Source organism: Nostoc spongiaeforme FACHB-130 (assembly GCF_014698475.1).
GTDB classification, from domain to species: domain Bacteria; phylum Cyanobacteriota; class Cyanobacteriia; order Cyanobacteriales; family Nostocaceae; genus Nostoc_B; species Nostoc_B spongiaeforme.
Genome location: NZ_JACJTB010000007.1, coordinates 108,568 through 126,925 on the forward strand (window position 1 = coordinate 108,568; position 18,358 = coordinate 126,925).

Genomic DNA, 18,358 nt, shown 5'->3' on the forward strand with positions numbered 1-18,358 from the left:
CGTTCATTAGTTATGGAAGCCAGAACGAGGGAGCCGTAAGTAGAGGAGCAGAGGGAACAAATTTCTAAATCAGCCATCCCTAGAAACCACCTGAGTTCGGTTTTTATAGATAGCCTTTCCTAATTAATTTTTTTAGTTATTAAAGATTCATTGTGTTTACGGAGTAGAGGACAACGCACCAATGCCTACTGTTAACACCCAAACCGAAAACCTGAACACCAAATTCACGGCTGATATGGTGCGAACCTATCTGCGGGAAATTGGTCGTGTACCACTGCTAACCCGTGAGCAAGAAATTGTCTATGGGAAGCAGGTGCAACAAATGATGAAACTCGTCGAAGCAAAAGAAGCTTTGGCGAAGAAATTGCACCGCGAACCAAGCTTACCAGAATGGGCGAACCATGTTAAACAATCAGAAACCGATGTCAAACAAACGGTAGCTCAAGGCAAACGCGCCAAGCAAAAAATGATTGAGGCGAACTTGCGCTTAGTAGTAGCGATCGCCAAGAAATACCAAAAGCGTAACATGGAGTTTCTCGATTTAATCCAAGAAGGAACACTTGGATTAGAAAGAGGAGTAGAGAAATTTGACCCCACACGCGGTTATAAATTCTCAACCTACGCTTACTGGTGGATTCGTCAAGCCATTACCCGTGCGATCGCTCAACAAGGCCGGACGATTCGCTTACCGATTCACATCACCGAAAAACTGAACAAAATCAAAAAAGTGCAGCGCGAACTAGCTCAGACTCTAGGCCGTTCTCCGACACCTGCGGAAATTGCCAAAGAACTGGAATTAGAACCAGCGCAAATTCGGGAATATCTGAATATGGCACGTCAACCAGTTTCTTTAGATGTGCGTGTTGGTGATAACCAAGACACCGAACTGCAAGAAATGTTGGAAGACGAAGGCCCATCACCAGAGTATTACACCACCCAAGAGTTCTTGCGCCAAGACCTCAACACCCTGCTCGCCGAACTCACACCCCAACAGAGGGAAGTTGTAGCCCTGCGCTTTGGTTTAGAGGATGGTAATGAATTGTCTTTGGCGAAAGTTGGTGAAAGATTGAATCTCAGCCGCGAACGTGTTCGTCAACTCGAACACCAAGCCTTAGCTCATCTGCGCCGCCGCCGCGCCAACGTCAAAGAATACGTTGCTAGTTAATAATTAAATAACGGTGATGCGCCTCCTGAATTCAGGGGGCGATTTTTTTGTACCCAAAATTTTAGTTTGGATGCTCACTCGATAATTTCTCAACAAAACTCTGATGTTCAGGAGTCGATAAACCTTGCTGTAAAGTGGCTAATACTTGAGCTAAGTCTCCTGATAATAATGCTGACTTTGCTAACCACAACCCTGGAAAGACTTGCGAGCAAATTACATCATAAGAATTTGGTGTCAGTTGAATATACTCACCCTCATTTAATCTAAACCAATCAATTTGGCGATCGTAAACTCGCCATACTAAATATTCTTGTACTTGATTGCGGCGATAGACTTTCAGTTTTTCATGCAAATCATAAGAAGCACTAGAAGCAGCAATCTCAACAATTAATTCTGGCGCACCTTCCACATAATCATCTTCGGTAATGCGTGACTGTCCACCTTGTTCTATTCTGAGAAGTGCATCTGGTTGTGGTTCGTTATCGGCATCTAATAGAACCGTGGTATTATCCAGCGTTTCTACTCCTGGGGTAGCCGCTTCGTAAGTGCCTAACCAAGTCATATGCGGCTATGGGGTTTGCCGTGTGTTTTTGCGCGTACAGGGGAAGCCACGTAAACAACTCCTTCGATTAATTCTGCTTTTTTGAGATGCGGCATAGAATGGTAGCGACGCTCAAATTCTGTACGGGTAAGCCTATCGCCGTTTTCTAAAGGTGGAGTTGTCAACAGTTCAGCAGTTTTGTCAGCAGATATCATACAAGTAATTTCCTTAGCCTCTAACCTCTAACCTCTGCTTTTCCATCACTCTACACCCGACACAGCAAATTTTCATCGTTTGCGGAATGCAGAGCTTGGCTGTTGTAGCTCATTATAGTTAAATCAATCGGCGAGCAAAATATCAATATTTGTAAAGGAGAAGCTCTCAAAAATCGTCGAAAGATTGTATTTCAGATTTACATCACCCGATTGGGTGATTCTGTTGGGTGAAGAGTAAATTATTTAAGTGATGATAATGTGAAATTATCGTCAAATATTCTAAAAAGCTTCTTTTTTTGACGAATTTTTATTTTGAGACATTTAAATCAAACCATCGACAGAAACTTGAATGATAGACAATTGGTTATGGTTTAAGTGAGTCGTAGAGGAGACAGTTAATTTCGTAACAGGAGTGGTCGGGTGCTTAACAATATTTCTAAATTCTTATCCCCTCGCCAGTTAACAATTTCTATTGTTGGCTTAGTTTTAACCGTTGGTGTTGTTAGTGAGCAGACTAAACCTGTATTCAGCAAACAGTTACAAAATGTAACAAATTCTGTATCTTTGAATGGTGATGTTTCTAGATTAACAAATCATCACTATGTTAGCTCTGATAATTCTTTATTGTCGCGGTTGAGAGAAATTCGGGAACAGCGTAGTCAACAGCAAACAGTAGCTTTTGAGCGTGAAATTATCGAACCTGAATCTAGAGATTTAGCGCCTGTCAACTATCAAAAAGCTGGTAAAGAATCTGGAGTAATATCTCAAAGAAATATTCCCACAAGAGATGGAGTATATCTTTATGGACAATCACCAACACCAAACCAAATCGGTCAAGGTTATATTGTTTTTCAGAAACGGCAAGGTAAAGTAGTTGGTGCTTTATATATGCCTAGTTCTGAGTTTAGTTGTTTTCAAGGCACAATTGACAAATCTGGTGAGTTAGCTATGACTGTAAATGGCTCCCCAGATGACGTAAGTACATCAGATGTGGCTACAACTAGTACAATTCCATCGGTTTCTGATGATGAATTCAATAATTATGCTTACTCTGTAGCATTACAAGATTATCATCCCATTCAATCTATTAGTTCTGGCGATCGCCGCATTCTCCAGATGTGTCAAAATGCAATATAAAAGTATTGAAGTCTGAAATCTCTGATGTCGTAAACATTTCAGACTTCAGGTTTCACACTGAATTAAAATTCGATTCCTGGTTGAGCTTTTACGCCTTGGTCACGGAAGGGATGTTTAACTAATGTCATTTCTGTTACTAAGTCTGCACGTTCAATTAAAGCTGCGGGTGCGCCTCTCCCCGTGAGAATTACGTGTTTATGAGGCGGTTTCTCTGCTAAACCTGCTAAAACTTCTTCTATTTGTAAATAAGCCATTTTTAAAGCAATATTAATTTCATCCAACAGCACCAGATGAAAATCTGGGTTACGGATATATTCTAAAGATTTTTCCCAAGCTGCATGAGCTTTTTCGAGGTCGCGATCGCGGTCTTGAGTTTCCCAGGTAAAACCTTCACCCATTGCGTGAAACTCAATTTGGTCTTCCCAATCACTGAACACCCGTTTTTCTGAGGGTTCCCACGCGCCTTTGATGAATTGGACGATCGCCACTTTATAGCCATGACCAAGCGATCGCATCACCATTCCTAACGCCGCAGTGGTTTTGCCTTTACCGTTACCAGTATGGACAATAATTAACCCCTTCTCTGGGACAGCTTGTGCTATCCGCCGATCCTGGATTTCTTTGCGGCGCTGCATCTTTTGGCGATACTGCTCATCAGTCAGCTTAAAATCATTATTTATGGATGAGGACATTACTTCATCAATTAAGCGTTCGATTTCTTTATCTGATTCTAATTCTTCTGGTGTATCTTTACTCATCAGCATTTTATCAAAGTAACTACTTGGCGGATAAGGGAGACAAGGGAGAGAGATGTTGATAAATGATTTACGATTGCTATACAAGACTTTACTGATAGAATAAGGCGCAGAGATTTTATCTAAAATGACAGTAAGCTTATAATTTATTTGACAATAACGCTTTAAAATTCACTACAATTATTAGTCATAGAAGTCTAATTTTACGGCTATTATCAATAATTCAATAGTTTTATTAAAGCATTTTTAATATAAATTTTTGTAGTAACTTTGACGAGAGTTATAGCCTCAACTTTCTTAAGAATTTGGGTGATTGTTATTAACAATTGATATATGTTGAAAATGGTTACTGGCTAACAATTTTATAACTTTACGCAAATTGTGAAAAAATTAACCGCAGATGGACGCAGCGAAAAGTTTGCGCGTCCGGGTTTCCCGGCGCAAAACTTTTCAAGACAGATAAACGCGGATGGAATTTCAATTTAGCTGTGTTAGTCCATTAATAAGCTGTAACGCACCCAAAGACTTGGGGTAGATGTGTTACGCTGTCGCTAACACATCCTACTTGTATTTCAACAATCAAATATGAGTCTGATAGAAATTATTCAGGGTGATATTACTCAGTTATCGGTAGATGCAATTGTGAATGCTGCTAATAGTTCTTTATTGGGTGGTGGCGGTGTTGATGGTGCAATTCATCGTGCAGCAGGGAAAGAATTACTAGCAGAATGTCGAGAGTTAAGGGGTTGTAAAACTGGTGAAGCGAAAATTACTAAAGGTTATAACCTACCAGCAAAATGGGTAATTCATACAGTTGGGCCAGTATGGAAAGGTGGAAATTATGGAGAGGATGAGTTACTAGCTAGTTGTTACTCTAATAGTTTAGCTTTAGCAGCACAATACCAAGTTAAAACTATTGCGTTTCCGGCTATTAGTACAGGTGTTTATGGATTCCCGATGGAACCTGCTTGTAAAATTGCGATCGCAACAGTCAAAAAGTTTTTTTCACAGTCAAACTCCTTAGAACAAGTGATTTTCGTCTGTTTTGGGCAAAGTGCATTCGATTTATACACTAAGACGATGCAAGAATTTGCTGAAACCTAATGATACTCGTAAGCACATAGATGAGAACAGTATTGATTACTCAAAACCTTGAAATGACTGGGTTTCTCCTCAGTACTCAGCACTCAGCACTCAGCACTTTGCTATAACATTAGATTCGGCGCGTTTACTGTTCGGGAGTGCAAAATGTCAAAACAGCGTGGTCAAAAAATCGCACCTACACCCATACCATCTAATATTGGGGTAGTTGATTTAATCAATAATTACTTCACAGCCTACAACTCAGCACGTTTGCGGGAAGTGTGTCAATTGCTGAGTAAAGATGTATTTCAAGATGGGGTGACGGTGGGAGTGAGTCTTTCTGGTGCGATGACACCAGCCGGATTTGGGGTTTCTGCATTATCACCCTTAATTCGTAATGGTTTCATTGACTGGATGATTAGTACTGGGGCGAATTTATACCATGATATGCACTATGGCTTAGGTTTTGAGCTATTTGCAGGTAATCCATTTGTAGATGATGTCAAGCTGCGGGAAGAAGGTACTATCCGCATTTATGACATTGTATTTGGCTACGATGTATTGTTAGAAACTGATGCTTTTATTCGCAAGATTTTGCAAGCCGAACCTTTCCAAAAGCGGATGGGAACAGCAGAGTTTCATTATCTTTTAGGTAAGTATGTCCGGGAAGTGGAAAAGCAATTGGGTGTGCAACATTCTTGTTTGCTGGCGACAGCTTACGAGTGTGGCGTGCCAATTTACACTTCTTCCCCTGGGGATAGTTCCATTGGGATGAACGTAGCAGCTTTAGCGTTAGAAGGTTCGCAATTAATTTTAGATCCCGCCATTGATGTGAATGAGACAGCTGCGATCGCCTATAATGCCAGAGAAACAGACGGTAAAAGTGCGGCGGTGATTCTGGGTGGTGGTAGTCCCAAGAACTTCTTACTGCAAACTCAACCGCAAATTCATGAAGTACTAGGGTTAGAAGAACGCGGACATGATTTCTTTGTCCAGTTTACTGATGCGCGTCCTGATACTGGTGGTTTATCTGGGGCGACTCCATCTGAGGCGGTTAGCTGGGGTAAAATTGACCCAGAAGAATTACCCAGCACAATTGTTTGTTATACCGATAGCACAATTGCTTTACCGTTAGTGACAGCATATACATTAAGTCAATGTTCACCTCGGCCGTTAAAACGGTTGTACGATCAACGGGAAACAATGTTAGCCACACTGCAAAAAGATTATCTCGCAGCTAAAACGCAACCATCTGACAAAGTACCTGCGGCTATGGTTGGAGATGCAGCCCAAGGTGTTGCAACTTATCCTTGCGGTAGACTGATTCAGTAGAGGCTAGAAAAGTAGGTTGGGTGGAGCGATAGCGAAACCCAACAAGGTGTTTACTAATTCCGAATAGTCCGTAAAAGTAGATAGTAGGGAGTAGGGTGTTTTCTAGTAATTACCCTTTCTTCTTCCCCTATTCCCAATTCCCCATCTCACGACTTCCTTGCAATAAATAAGTTGCAATTTTTTGTTGATGAGGAATTTCGATTTCATCCTGGGGTTCTAGGAAAAATTCATCATGTATCTGTTCATAAACAGTGGCGCTGACTTGGATAGTATCTGCAATACTTTGAGTTTGCAAGATTCTAGCGATATTGATGATATCCATTAAACCTAGTGCTGCTGTTGTGACAACTCCGGTATGGATACCAATGCAAATTTTCAGGTTTTGTTGATTTTCTATATTAAAGGTAGCGATCGCCGCTTGCATATCCAACGCCATTTGGGCTACAGCTTGGGTATGATCTGGGCGTTTTGTGGGTAATCCGCCAATGACTATATAAGCTTCATTGATAGTTTTAACTTTTTCTAAACTGTAGCGATTACAGAGACGGTCAAAAGCTGCAAAAATTGGGCAAAGTAAATTAACTAATTGCATCGCACTTCCAGAAGCAGCAATTTCATTTAACCCAACAATATCTGCACATAAAACAGTCACATTAATTAAATCTACTTCTGTCGCATCTATTGATGATTTGATGGTGTTAGATGTTGGTATTCTTGCTTGCCAGAATTGTTCTGTTTGTGCTTGCTGTTGCTGCAATGCTATTTCTAAAGCAACTCGCTGGGTAATATTGCGAAAAATCCCTCTAGTCGCCACTGGTAAATTATTAGCAAATTTACAGTTGATATTGCCTTCTAAAAAAACTGTTTGACCATTTTTGGCAATAAAAGCTGTTTTTACTTGTTCTACTTTTTCGCCTGACATTAACCGATAAAAAATTTGCCGACAATGTGCTTGAAAATCGGGATGAATGATATCAAATATATTCATCTGCTCCACTTCTGCGGCACTATATCCTAATGTTTGACACCAAGTCTGATTGACATATAAAAAGCGTCCATATACATTTACAGACTGAATTAAATCATTGGCATTTTCACAAATATCTCGATAGCGTAATTCACTTTCTAACAATTTTTCTTCTGCTTGTTTACGTTTCATAAATTGCGCGATTTGACTACCTACAGAAACCATCATTTGTAATAAATCTGCGTCTTGAGGTTGGATATCGCGGCTAAAGAAAGTCATCACTCCTAAGATTTTATTATCATCTAAGATGGGGAAACCAAAGGCTGAACAAAGTCCGGCGTTAATGGCAGTTGGCGATCGCTGTAAATCTCCATAGTCTAAAATATTTTTGATCCATAAAGCCGAACTTCTACTCCAAATTTGCCCAGGTAAGCCGACATTCGGTAAATATGTAGTCTGCCAAGTCACAGCCTTGAATTCCCGCGCCGATATCAGCCGACTTGTCCACATTTCTACACATCTTAATACGGCATTGTCATTTTCTGCTGGTACATCAGTAGTAATATATTCGCTGGCTGTCCATAATTCCCCAACATCCCACTCTAAACTTTGACAAATTGCCTGTAAAATTTCTGGTATTACTTTTTGAATACTGGGCGATTCTGAGAGAATTCGCGTGATTTGATATTGAGCAATATTTCTCTGTTCTCGACGCTGACGATTGGTAATATCTCGACCAATGTAAATAATATCTTCTAAAACTTCATTTTTTCGCTGCATGACTGTACAAGAAAAAGCAACGAGGATTTTTTCTCCTGTTTTTTTGCGACAGACAACCTCAAATTGCTGTAAATCTCGATTTAACTTACTGTAATGATTAATAATTCTCAGTAATAGAAAATTATCTTCAAAGAGTAAAGATATTGGCTGATTAATTAACTCAGATTCGGAAAATTCAAATAACTTTTGAGCAGCAAAATTAACTTGCTTAATTTTGCCTGTATTGGTAGTTATCAATAAAGCATCTGCCATTGAACTGATAACTGTTTCCATATAATTTTTATATGTTACCAGCGTCATGGAGAGGATATTAGTAGCGTTAGTAATTTTGGATAAATCTTGTTTGGTTTTGATTTTTTCTGTGACATCTTCCAGAAAAACCATCAATTTTTTAACAGGTGATTTTTCTTGATGTTCACCAATAATATATATATTAATATAGATGTTTGATTGAGTTTCAGGTGTATGTCTAATTATCTCTAATTCAAATATTTCTTGCTGCCCTTGGATGATAGATTTTAAGCTATCTTCTTTACCAACAAATTCAGGAAAAGCGACACGAATATCTGTGCCGGACATGACCGCGTTTGGATACATGGCAAAACGATGCACTTGCTCAGATTTATCCACAATACGGAAATGAACATCTAGTTCTAAGTATTCAAATTTACGTAAAGTCGAATATTTGTTGAAAATCTGCTCGACTACCTCGTATTTCATTATATTTTTGCGTAAGTGATGCAACTGTTTTAACGATGACTTTTAAGTATTCTGACTACTGAACACTTATGTTCTAATTCTATAGTTTATTTGTACAGAAATTAACTTGCAGATACACTATCATTAACAAGCAGTGTCAACAATAAGTGGCTAGAAATCTCCCAATGTTTGGTAAAAATAATATAGCAATCGTATTTTATTTGTGAAAATCGAGAGGCTCAGATCCCGACTTATTGAAGAAGTCGGGGATCTTTTGGTTCACGAATGATTTAGGAATGCTATTTTTGGTACTAAAAAGCAAAATATTACGAAAATATTGTACAAATTAAGCAATGGTGGAGAAGCGATCGCGTAACCAACGTAACCGAACTTCTAACCTTTGTAGACTCTCTGGATGTTTTTGTCCGATAATAAAATTCCACAACACCCCTTGAAAAGTCCGCGCTGCGATAAACAAATCTAATATTTCTTGATCTATGGCTAGTCCATAACCATTTAAAGCTGCCGTTGCAAGTTCCATCTCAGTGCCGAAAACATGGCTAGAAGCAATTAAACAGGCAATATCCCAAGCAATATGCCCAATAAAAGTATCTTCCCAATCTGTCCACAATACGCCGCCTCTGGTGTTGAGTACATTAGAAAAATTGGAGTCGCCATGAAGAGGTTGCATTGGTAACTGAAGCTGCTGAAATTGACTTTTGAGGTGATGATTAACTACTTGTAACATTTCGCTATCTTGGCAGCTGAATGCGTTTTGAGATATGAGATTACACAGCAGAGTTTCACACTCAGTTAACGGATCTAAAACTGTCAAATCACCTGCAAAGTTGACTAAAGCTTCATGGCATTCTCGCAAAGTTTTTCCCACAACAGTCGCATCTGGTAATTTATCTATTTCTTCGACAAATTCCCAAAAACTCAGAACTAACCCATTGTGCTGATGAGTACCTGGTGGAATGAGCTTGCTGGGACTAACCACAGGTGCGCCTGCGGCTGCTAAATAGCTGGCTACAGCAATTTCTTTAGCAAACCAAGTATCACCAAACCGCACTGTACCTGTTGTAGTGGCGATACGTGCAACTACAGGCGCAGGGCGTAAATGAATGACTAAATTACTTCTGTCTTGCAGCACCACAGCTTCAGCAAACTTCAGCCCTTGTTGTTTGGCGACTACACAAGCAGCATTAATGGCATTTTCCAGACGAGCTTTTTTTGGTGGACTAGTCATGATGGCGATCGCAAAAAACTTTAGTTAGCTGGATGCTATTTCAGGATTTCGTCTAACAGATTTCTTGCGGGTTGCGCTTTTGCTAATGCAGTTTGATGATCACCATAAGCCCGGACTAAACGTACTAAACCGCTTACCCCAGTTTTGAGTAATTCTAGTTCTTCACCCGCCAATAATTCACCATCTAGCATTCGTTGGACTAAAGGCTTGATGTCGCCGACTTCTTGACGTACTTTTTGCAGTTTTTCCACGCTGCTAAGTAAAGCTTTCAGCGAATTGAGGATTTCATCAATATCTTGGCTACTTTCGGCTGGTGCGGGTGCATCTTGTACTGTGTCTGTGTCTTCGGTATTGGTAACTACATCTTGAGTAGTTGTTTCGCCTTTAGCACCGTTTGACTTTGCCATGAAGGTTTCTCCAGAATTTTTCCCAGTCTATCGTTAAAACCCCTCATCTAGTAGCCTGCTAAGAGAACTTGGTTCGGGGTAGAAAGCAGCTGACAGATGTAGGTTTAGGGTGTGAGTATTCATTCTCAAAGCTAGAAAATGAAAGCCACAGACAAAGAAATTGGTTTATGCTGGAAAAAGTGAAAGATTAAGAAAATTTAAATTTTTCTCCCAGTGTACTCATGCAATGTATCGTAAATCGCCGCGCTCAATTTTCGGCTAGTCATCGCTATTGGCTACCTGAACTGAGTGAAGCTGAGAATTTTGAGAAATTTGGTGCTGGCTCAAAATTTCCTGGACATGGACACAACTATGTCTTATTTATTTCCCTGGCTGGGGAACTAGATAAGTATGGTATGGTGCTGAATTTGTCTGATGTCAAACAAGTCATTAAACGCGAAGTTACCAGCCAACTGGATTTTTCTTATCTCAATGATGTCTGGGCAGAATTTCAAGAAACTCTCCCCACCACTGAAAATATTGCACGGGTTATCTGGCGGCGGTTAGCACCCCACTTGCCTGTAGTCCGCGTACAGTTATTTGAACATCCTGAACTTTGGGCAGATTATATGGGAAACTCAATGGAAGCTTACCTCAGTATCAGTACTCACTTCAGCGCCGCGCACCGCTTGGCACATCCTGATCTCAGCTTAGAAGATAATACTGAGATTTATGGTAAATGCGCTCGGACTAACGGCCACGGACACAACTATCATTTAGAAGTGACTGTAAAAGGCGAAATTGATCAGCGCACCGGGATGATTGTTGATTTGGGTGCGTTGCAGAAAGCGATCGCAGACTATGTGGTAGAACCATTTGATCACACCTTTTTGAACAAAGATGTACCCTATTTTGCCGAGGTTGTACCGACTGCGGAAAATATCGCTCTACATATTAGTAACTTACTGCGATCGCCAATCCAAAATTTAGGAGCCAAGCTTTACAAAGTCAAACTCATCGAAAGTCCCAATAACTCCTGCGAAATCTACTGCACAGATACAGAATCAAATGTTGTTGGTGTAGTAGATAGTCAACCAGTCTTAGTCAGATTGTAGTTATTAGACATCTCCAACAAAGAATGTAGAGACGTAGTATTCCTACGTCTCTACAAGGGTTGTAGGTAATGCAGAATTAATTTTTGGAGATGTCTATTGTAGAGACGTGAAATTTTGCGTCTCTACTTCCACTTTATTGGGTATTAGTAATTTGATTGTTCATATTTGTGAAATTAACGTTACCAGAGCTAAAATTGTTAACAGAAATTCCAAGCCCATCAATTTGATTAATTACGTTATTAGTGATAGTAAATGTTGAATTAGCATTATCAAAAGCTTCTATATTTATCCCATCCGTAAAATTGAAATCTGTAGTGTCAAAATCCCTTACATTACTAATTACATTAGCAGAAATGGTAAATGTTGTTTGCGAATTACCATTAACTTGGGCATTTATCCCGTCTCCATTAGTTATGATGTTAATAGCATTATTGACGATCATCACATTATGAGCCACAACATTATCAAAAGTTTGTAAATTTATCCCATTTGATGTGACGTTGGCATTTACACCCTGGATTTGATTATTGTTGATAGTTATACTGCTAAGATTAGCATCACTTCCTAACTGAACATCCACAGCAGCACCAGTAGAATTAATATTATTGCCAATAATTTGTAATGTACCTGTTGCAGTTCCAGATAAATTGACACGCACATCATTAAAGTTTTGCGACAAATTATTATTAGTAATGCTTAAATTTACCGCACCTGTAGAATTATCAGCCACAATACCATAATAATGGTAGCTGTCAGTAACAGTATTTTGATGAATAGTTACTGTACCTGTAACTTGATTTAAATAAAGTCCATTACGAGAATTAGTGATGGTATTACTATTAATTTCATTCATGCCAATAATTCCGCCTAAATAAATACCACTACTACCAGAATTAGTGATGGTATTACTACTAATTTTAGTCGTGCCATTAATGAGTTCTAAAAAAATACCATCATCACCAGAATTAGAGATGATGTTATTACTAATAGTAGTTGACGCTTCAATATTTTGTAATTCAATGCCTTGGCTTATGGAATTGTTGACAGTGTTATTAATAATAGCGATCGCACCATTAACATATTCTAAATCAATGCCTTCATACCCAGAATTATTGATAATATTATTACTAATAGTGGTATTGCCATGAACATATTCTAAGTAAATTCCTTCATCACCAGAATTAGAGATGATGTTATTACTAATAGTCATTGTCGCATTAATATCTGTTAAGTCGATACCTTGATCTTCGGTGTCGCTGACAGTGTTATTAATAATAGCGATCGCACCATTAACATATTCTAAATCAATACCCTCATTACCAGTATTATTAATAGTGTTATTGCTAATTGTAGTATTGCCCTCAACAAAGTCTAACGAGATGCCATCATCACCAGCATTAGTAATATTATTACTATTAATTATGATTGTACCGCCAACATCTACTAAATAAATCGCATCATTACCAGAGTTGGCAATAGTATTAGTGAGAATTTCAAGATTACCTGTAGTAAATTCGAGACGAATTCCTCGACCAAAAGGATTTGTAATGATGTTATCTCGAATGCTGGTGTTATTAATATTAGCACCGTAGACACCGATGGCATTTTCTTCACCAGATACTTGAATATTAAACCCAGATAAAACTGTATTGCTTCCTAATGTAACTAATCCATTACCTTCAGTCACAGAACCAGTAATTATGGGATGTATACCGCTACCAGAAAAAGGTAAAGTTAATAATCCAAATTCTTGAGTATTAACTCTTTGAATTGGCGCACTAGATAAAACTTGTACACCATTTGGAATAGTAAAGCCAGCAAAAGTAGCTGTGGAATTAGAGCGAACATAGACAATATTATTGGCTTGTGCTACACCTACAGCCGATGCAATTGCACCAAATGGAGATTCAAAAGTACCGTTACCATTACCGCCATTAATTACATGAAAAAATGTTAAGGGTTGACCATCGCTACCAGTTGCAATTACTGTATCGTTGCGAGTTTCATGAGTGGCTAAAATTGTAGCTTGACGTTCTACTGATTCTGCTATGCGGAACAACGCATTATTTTTCTTAGGTTTACTTTTTCTACTACCACTAGGAAAGTTAGCCCCAATAGTAAAAACTAAGCGAGTATCAAATAAATTATCTTGTTGTAAAGAAAGACCTAAATTTAAAAAATCTGTCGGGTTTGCTGCTAGTCGAGTTTTCCAACCAAAAGCTTCTTTCGAGTCTCCACCAGAATAATAATAAACACCTGCATAGCCTCTTAATTCTCCCGCACCGAGTTTTGTAATACTTGTCCCAACTTCTGCATCTATACCAGACAGTGCAACTTCAAATAAACGTTGTCTACCTACAAGTAAGGAATTACCTAAAAATCTTGAGTTACTATCTACTACGGATTGTGATAACAATGCTTCAGACGTATTGAGGGGAAGATAAGCATTGAAACGAAAATCCCAGTTACCTAAACTTTCAAAACCTAACCCTAATTGGTCAAAATTACTGTTACCAGTATCACGAGTTGAATATGATATGTAACCACCAATGACACGATTATCTTTACCGCTATAAAATCGATGTCCGAATAAGATATTGCTGGCGACAGTGGAGTTATTATCTAACAAAACTTTGCCTTCGAGAAAAGTCAAACTGTTCCCATGACTTTGGAAGATGGGTAAAAATCCTTCCAAACTACTAAAAGCATCAAACCCAGCACCTTCGGTAGTGTAGCGGACTCCGAAACGCGGTTGAAATATTGGTGGTGGTTCTGGTGTTTGGGCTATTGCAGTCGATGATATTGCGATCGCACCTAAAAGTATACCGTATCCTAAAAGTGTAATTAATTTCATAGATGCCCCAGATAATAGCTTAGGTTTATAACACAATAAAATTCAGTTTTTACAAGTATATTGCAAAGTCTCTAGAAAATTGGATACTATGTAAATATACTTATAAAATCTGTGTAAAGAATACTAATTACACAAGAAAGCAGGATACCTATGGATTGACTTTGACCGCTATGATTTCTGGGGATGTTCTCAGACAGCTATTTTTAATTCCAAAACGCTGATACAGAAAAATACGCAAAGAATGACTATCCAGGAAAAGTCACACGGAGATGATAAAATTACTCCTTAGCTATTTAGTTAAGAATGAGTAATAATCAAATGTCCTCGATGCTTCATCCCTTGCAGATTGGTAAACATATTGCCCGTTATCCCATTATGCAAGCGGCAATGGCAGTCAGGGTTTCTGGCGCACAACTGGCTGGCGCAGTTGCGAATGCTGGGGGCGTGGGGATGATTGCTTCGCTGGGACTGGGTTTAGATTCTCCCTACTTTAATCAACGCAAACGCAGTAGTTTTTTTAGTGCCAATCGACTCGCACTGATTGATGAATTGTCTAAAGCCAGACATATCAGCCCTGATGGGGTGATAGGTGTGAATATTCTTGTCGGTACGAAAGATTACGCCCAATTAGCTACAACTGCCGCATCTGAGGGTGCAAATTTAATTGTGACTGGGGCAGGAATGCCTTTAACTTTACCAGAGTACACGGCTGATTTTCCTGATGTTGCCCTGGTACCGACGATCGCTAATTTTGATGCAGCCCAGTTTCTTTGTCAAACTTGGAAAAATCGATATAATCGTTTACCCGATGCCTTAATTGTGGAAAACTGCCAGAAGGTAGGCGGACATTTTACCCAATGTGAACAGATAAATGTGCCGGGGTTTTCAGTTGGCTGGGTGATTTCGCAAATTCGAGATTACTTAGCCGAGACGATGAGTGCAAGGATACCTTTAATTGTCACAGGTGGGATTAGCGATCATCATGATATTGCTCAAATGTTAGCAATTGGCGCTGATGGCGTGCAGATGGGTACTCGCTTTATCACCACCATTGAATGTGATGCCAATCAGCGTTACAAAGAACGTCATTTGCAAGCGAATTTAGCAGATATTGTTACTGTACCCAGTCCCGTCGGCAAACCGAGTCGGGCTTTACGCAATGCCTTCACCGAGGAAATAATAGTAGATTCATCACAGAAAAGGTCTTGTATTGCTAACTGTTTAGAAACTTGTCTGTTTCGAGACAAAGGCAAAACCTACTGCTTACTCAATGCCCTAGCGCAAGCTGCCCGTGGTGATGTGGAACATGGTTTAATTTTTTCTGGTGCTAATGTTAGCCATCCAGGGCGCATCATGTCTGTTGCAGAATTGATGGCAGATTTGACGGCTTAACACCAACAGTAAGTAGAGTGACGTAAATATTTGTAGTTGGGAAAAGGCAGGAGGACGACACTTTGCTCAAGTCGAGCCAGCGCGTTGCGGAGGTTCCCTCCGTTGTAGCAACTGGCGTGGGAAACCCGCCCACGCAAGTGTCTCCAGAAGGCAGAAGGCAGGATTAAAGAGGGTTTCAGTTTAATTCACCTTTATTCATATAGTTATGTTTTTTCCCACCGACTTACTTACGAGTAACTTATCGCCAAGTCTGCGTTGTGGCTAATGCTACGCTTTCATTAACTTGAGTTCGACAAACATCACCAAAAAGACGAAAAATGATTCATCGAACTCATATTTAATTACAATTAAGTTTTAAAGTAATTGCTGAAACTGGAAATTTTTAACATTAATTTATGAACATAAATGACATTCTCAAATCCTATGTTGCTGGTAAAAGAAACTTCCAAAAACTAAATTTGCAAGAAGCAGAATTAACTAATGTCAACCTCACAGGTATAGACTTTAGCTATGCTGATTTGCGTCAAACCAGGCTGGGTAAAACTAATCTGAGCCAAGCTTGTTTACGAGAAGCCGATTTGAGTGAATCTATTCTTTGGGGTATAGATTTAAGTGAAGCAGATTTATATCGTGCTGTTTTGCGAGAAGCTGATTTAACAGGTGCAAAATTAGTTAATACTCGGTTAGAAGAAACTAACTTAATTAAGTCAAGTTTATGTGGAGCTAATTTGCATAAAGCAAACTTATCACGTTCGCTGCTGTTTCAAGTTGATTTACGTCCTAGTTCTAACCAGCGCACAGATTTAGGATATGCACTGTTGACTGGAGCAGATTTGAGTTACGCTGACCTGAGAGCGGCTTCTTTGCATCACGCTAACTTAGATCAAGCCAAGTTGTGTAGAGCTAATCTGAGTAAGACAATACAGTGGGGTAACTTAGCAGCAGATTTAAGTGGGGCTAGTTTGCAAGGTGCAGATTTGAGTTATGCCAATTTAGAAAGTGCAGTTCTACGAAAAGCCAACCTCCAAGGTGCAGATTTAACAGGGGCTATTCTCACCAATGCCGATTTTCAAGGAGCAATTATGCCTGATGGTAGGATTCATGATTGAATAGGAGCGATCGGGTAGTAGTGCATAGTCAAGAAGTGTTATTAAATACCAGAGCTATGTAATTTCCTAAGTGGGACTCAAGCAATATATTGGAAAATGAACACACTCATTATGGAAAACAACGCTTCAAGTTTAAGAAGTAAAAAGATAATCCCCATAAATAAATTTAGGAGCCAGCGCCGTGGCTCACTTTTTACTTTTACCTTGTTTGGTCATCTATACAGTTCAGTGTCAGCCGATTTTTATATTTCCTTTTTTAGATATTTATGGTATCATAATGAAGGTATTTTCTTTTTTTAGCGGGATGTAGCGCAGCTTGGTAGCGCACTTCGTTCGGGACGAAGGGGCCGCTGGTTCGAATCCAGTCATCCCGATTTGTATGTATTAATGAAAATATTAAGTTAGTGGACAATCGCCGCAGAAGTCTGCAAATTTAACCAGCCAGAAATCTGCAAGCAAGCGATCGCCCCCAATTCTAACGCAAGACTAACGCACAGTTTCACGCAAAGCCTCAGCATCAATGGGTTTGATGAGATAAAGCAAGAGTAAATTCCAAACAATAGCTGTGATGAAAGGTAGTTTACGCATCAGCTTGATCAATTTGGGCTGAGAACTACGTTCAATTTCTGCAATTTGTAAGTTGTAAGCCGCGCAGCGTTGTAAGCGGGGGAAAAATTGGGAATGTTCGGTATTTAACATGACAGGAAAAGCCCTTCCGGCCGTTTCATTGGTGTTGTAAACTACTTGACGGTCAAATTCTGTCGCATCTAGTCCTAAAGTTTTGTAAAAACCAGTCCGTTCATGAACTGTCATTGTGTGGGTAGCAAATACCGACAGCAAGAAAAAGCGACTCCACAGTTTAGCTTTCCAGTTGTTCCACAGTTGCGGTTGAGAACGTAACAGCGCCTTAAATATATCTCCGTGGCGGTTTTCATCCTGACACCAACTCTCAAAATAGCGGAAGATTGGATAAAACTGGTTTTCCGGGTGCTGTTGTAGATGTCTGTAAATAATGATGTAACGCCAATAGCCGATTTTTTCTGAGAGGTAGACGGTGTAGAGTACCCATTCTATCGGGAAAAACGTATAGGTGCGGGTTTTCGTCACCATTGCTAAATCTAGGGAGAGTTTAAAATCCCCCATTGCTTTGTTGAGAAAGCCGGCGTGGCGAGCTTCATCTCGCGCCATGAGTTGAAACATCTCTGCTAGTAAGGGACTGCGATTTTTCAGCTTGCGGGATAATTCCTTAAATAGCAAAAAGCCCGAAAATTCGGAAATGCAAGAGCGTTCTAAATAATCAATAAACGCTTGTCTCGCTTCACCTTCAATGTGTTCCCAAGACTGTTCAAATGCTTCATCCCGAACAAAGTGGTGGCGGTTGTAGTCGGCTCGCATCTCGGCTAACATCGCTTGCAATTCTGTAGCTTGAGTAGACAAATCTAAGTTGGCTGCTTTTTCAAAATCTGTTGTATAAAAGCGGGGAGTAAGTACAGTTTCTTGGCTGGGGGTTTTAATTCCTGGCTTGGGTAGAGTATTAACCATAAGTAATGCGGTAATCAAGTAAATAATTTCATAACTA

General features: G+C 39.5%; 13 protein-coding genes, 1 tRNA gene and 1 pseudogene. 8 read left to right on the forward strand and 7 right to left on the reverse strand.

Translation table 11 applies throughout. The features are described from left to right. The first annotated feature begins 181 nt into the window (after positions 1 to 181). The gene (locus tag H6G74_RS08775; protein WP_190967298.1) at positions 182 to 1,165 is read left to right on the forward strand and encodes an RNA polymerase sigma factor, RpoD/SigA family; all 984 of its coding nucleotides are present in this window, start codon (positions 182 to 184) and stop codon (positions 1,163 to 1,165) included. Positions 1,166 to 1,226: 61 nt separating this feature from the next. Here H6G74_RS08775 and H6G74_RS08780 read toward each other — a convergent pair. Beyond that, positions 1,227 to 1,921, reverse strand: a pseudogene (locus H6G74_RS08780) (Uma2 family endonuclease). A gap of 420 nt (positions 1,922 to 2,341) precedes the next feature. On the opposite strand from H6G74_RS08780, the gene H6G74_RS08785 reads away from it, so the two are divergent. Then, positions 2,342 to 3,058, forward strand: coding sequence for a hypothetical protein (locus H6G74_RS08785; protein WP_190967299.1), 717 nt, complete (start codon positions 2,342 to 2,344; stop codon positions 3,056 to 3,058). Between the two features lie 62 nt (positions 3,059 to 3,120). Here the strand turns inward: H6G74_RS08785 and cobO are convergent, their stop codons facing one another. Next, entirely contained in the window at positions 3,121 to 3,816 is a 696-nt protein-coding gene (cobO, locus tag H6G74_RS08790; RefSeq protein ID WP_190967300.1) for a cob(I)yrinic acid a,c-diamide adenosyltransferase, read from the reverse strand. 582 nt (positions 3,817 to 4,398) lie between these two features. Here cobO and H6G74_RS08795 point away from each other — a divergent pair. Continuing rightward, positions 4,399 to 4,917, forward strand: a complete 519-nt coding sequence (locus H6G74_RS08795; RefSeq protein ID WP_190967301.1) for an O-acetyl-ADP-ribose deacetylase — start codon at positions 4,399 to 4,401, stop codon at positions 4,915 to 4,917. Positions 4,918 to 5,061: 144 nt separating this feature from the next. Then, a complete protein-coding gene (locus H6G74_RS08800; protein ID WP_190967302.1) occupies positions 5,062 to 6,228 on the forward strand; it encodes a homospermidine biosynthesis protein in 1,167 nt (388 codons plus the stop codon). Positions 6,229 to 6,355: 127 nt separating this feature from the next. Here the strand turns inward: H6G74_RS08800 and H6G74_RS08805 are convergent, their stop codons facing one another. From H6G74_RS08805 to H6G74_RS08815, 3 genes are all read right to left on the reverse strand, one after another. Continuing rightward, a complete protein-coding gene (locus H6G74_RS08805) occupies positions 6,356 to 8,695 on the reverse strand; it encodes a PAS domain S-box protein (RefSeq protein WP_190967303.1) in 2,340 nt (779 codons plus the stop codon). A 325-nt stretch (positions 8,696 to 9,020) separates the two neighbouring features. Beyond that, positions 9,021 to 9,923: an aminoglycoside phosphotransferase family protein gene (locus H6G74_RS08810; RefSeq protein WP_190967304.1), complete on the reverse strand. Its 903-nt coding sequence runs from the start codon at positions 9,921 to 9,923 to the stop codon at positions 9,021 to 9,023. Between the two features lie 35 nt (positions 9,924 to 9,958). After that, entirely contained in the window at positions 9,959 to 10,330 is a 372-nt protein-coding gene (locus H6G74_RS08815; protein WP_190590279.1) for a hypothetical protein, read from the reverse strand. A 221-nt stretch (positions 10,331 to 10,551) separates the two neighbouring features. On the opposite strand from H6G74_RS08815, the gene H6G74_RS08820 reads away from it, so the two are divergent. After that, positions 10,552 to 11,424 (forward strand): 6-carboxytetrahydropterin synthase, encoded by an 873-nt coding sequence (locus H6G74_RS08820; protein ID WP_190967305.1) that lies wholly within the window; start codon positions 10,552 to 10,554, stop codon positions 11,422 to 11,424. Between the two features lie 133 nt (positions 11,425 to 11,557). Here H6G74_RS08820 and H6G74_RS08825 read toward each other — a convergent pair whose 3' ends face one another. After that, the gene (locus H6G74_RS08825; protein ID WP_190967306.1) at positions 11,558 to 14,278 is read right to left on the reverse strand and encodes a beta strand repeat-containing protein; all 2,721 of its coding nucleotides are present in this window, start codon (positions 14,276 to 14,278) and stop codon (positions 11,558 to 11,560) included. A gap of 303 nt (positions 14,279 to 14,581) precedes the next feature. On the opposite strand from H6G74_RS08825, the gene H6G74_RS08830 reads away from it, so the two are divergent. From H6G74_RS08830 to H6G74_RS08840, 3 genes are all read left to right on the forward strand, one after another. Continuing rightward, complete coding sequence (locus H6G74_RS08830) at positions 14,582 to 15,670, forward strand: NAD(P)H-dependent flavin oxidoreductase (protein WP_242051187.1); 1,089 nt, start codon at positions 14,582 to 14,584, stop codon at positions 15,668 to 15,670. Positions 15,671 to 16,065: 395 nt separating this feature from the next. Next, a complete protein-coding gene (gene hetL, locus H6G74_RS08835) occupies positions 16,066 to 16,779 on the forward strand; it encodes a heterocyst differentiation pentapeptide repeat protein HetL (protein WP_190967307.1) in 714 nt (237 codons plus the stop codon). Between the two features lie 300 nt (positions 16,780 to 17,079). After that, positions 17,080 to 17,153 (forward strand) — tRNA-Pro (locus tag H6G74_RS08840). Between the two features lie 112 nt (positions 17,154 to 17,265). Here H6G74_RS08840 and acsF read toward each other — a convergent pair. Next, positions 17,266 to 18,321 carry a magnesium-protoporphyrin IX monomethyl ester (oxidative) cyclase gene (gene acsF, locus H6G74_RS08845; RefSeq protein ID WP_190967308.1) on the reverse strand — a complete coding sequence of 352 codons (1,056 nt, stop codon included), beginning with the start codon at positions 18,319 to 18,321 and terminating at the stop codon, positions 17,266 to 17,268. Positions 18,322 to 18,358 lie beyond the last annotated feature (37 nt).

What these genes read in the sequence shown, in the direction of transcription:
- H6G74_RS08805 (WP_190967303.1), bottom strand. Translation starts at nt 8,695, where the DNA reads ATGAAATACGAGGTAGTCGAGCAGATTTTCAACAAATATTCGACTTTA.
- H6G74_RS08800 (WP_190967302.1), top strand. Translation starts at nt 5,062, where the DNA reads ATGTCAAAACAGCGTGGTCAAAAAATCGCACCTACACCCATACCATCT.
- H6G74_RS08820 (WP_190967305.1), top strand. Translation starts at nt 10,552, where the DNA reads ATGCAATGTATCGTAAATCGCCGCGCTCAATTTTCGGCTAGTCATCGC.
- H6G74_RS08830 (WP_242051187.1), top strand. Translation starts at nt 14,582, where the DNA reads ATGAGTAATAATCAAATGTCCTCGATGCTTCATCCCTTGCAGATTGGT.
- acsF (WP_190967308.1), bottom strand. Translation starts at nt 18,321, where the DNA reads ATGGTTAATACTCTACCCAAGCCAGGAATTAAAACCCCCAGCCAAGAA.
- H6G74_RS08815 (WP_190590279.1), bottom strand. Translation starts at nt 10,330, where the DNA reads ATGGCAAAGTCAAACGGTGCTAAAGGCGAAACAACTACTCAAGATGTA.
- cobO (WP_190967300.1), bottom strand. Translation starts at nt 3,816, where the DNA reads ATGAGTAAAGATACACCAGAAGAATTAGAATCAGATAAAGAAATCGAA.
- H6G74_RS08775 (WP_190967298.1), top strand. Translation starts at nt 182, where the DNA reads ATGCCTACTGTTAACACCCAAACCGAAAACCTGAACACCAAATTCACG.
- H6G74_RS08795 (WP_190967301.1), top strand. Translation starts at nt 4,399, where the DNA reads ATGAGTCTGATAGAAATTATTCAGGGTGATATTACTCAGTTATCGGTA.
- hetL (WP_190967307.1), top strand. Translation starts at nt 16,066, where the DNA reads ATGAACATAAATGACATTCTCAAATCCTATGTTGCTGGTAAAAGAAAC.
- H6G74_RS08825 (WP_190967306.1), bottom strand. Translation starts at nt 14,278, where the DNA reads ATGAAATTAATTACACTTTTAGGATACGGTATACTTTTAGGTGCGATC.
- H6G74_RS08810 (WP_190967304.1), bottom strand. Translation starts at nt 9,923, where the DNA reads ATGACTAGTCCACCAAAAAAAGCTCGTCTGGAAAATGCCATTAATGCT.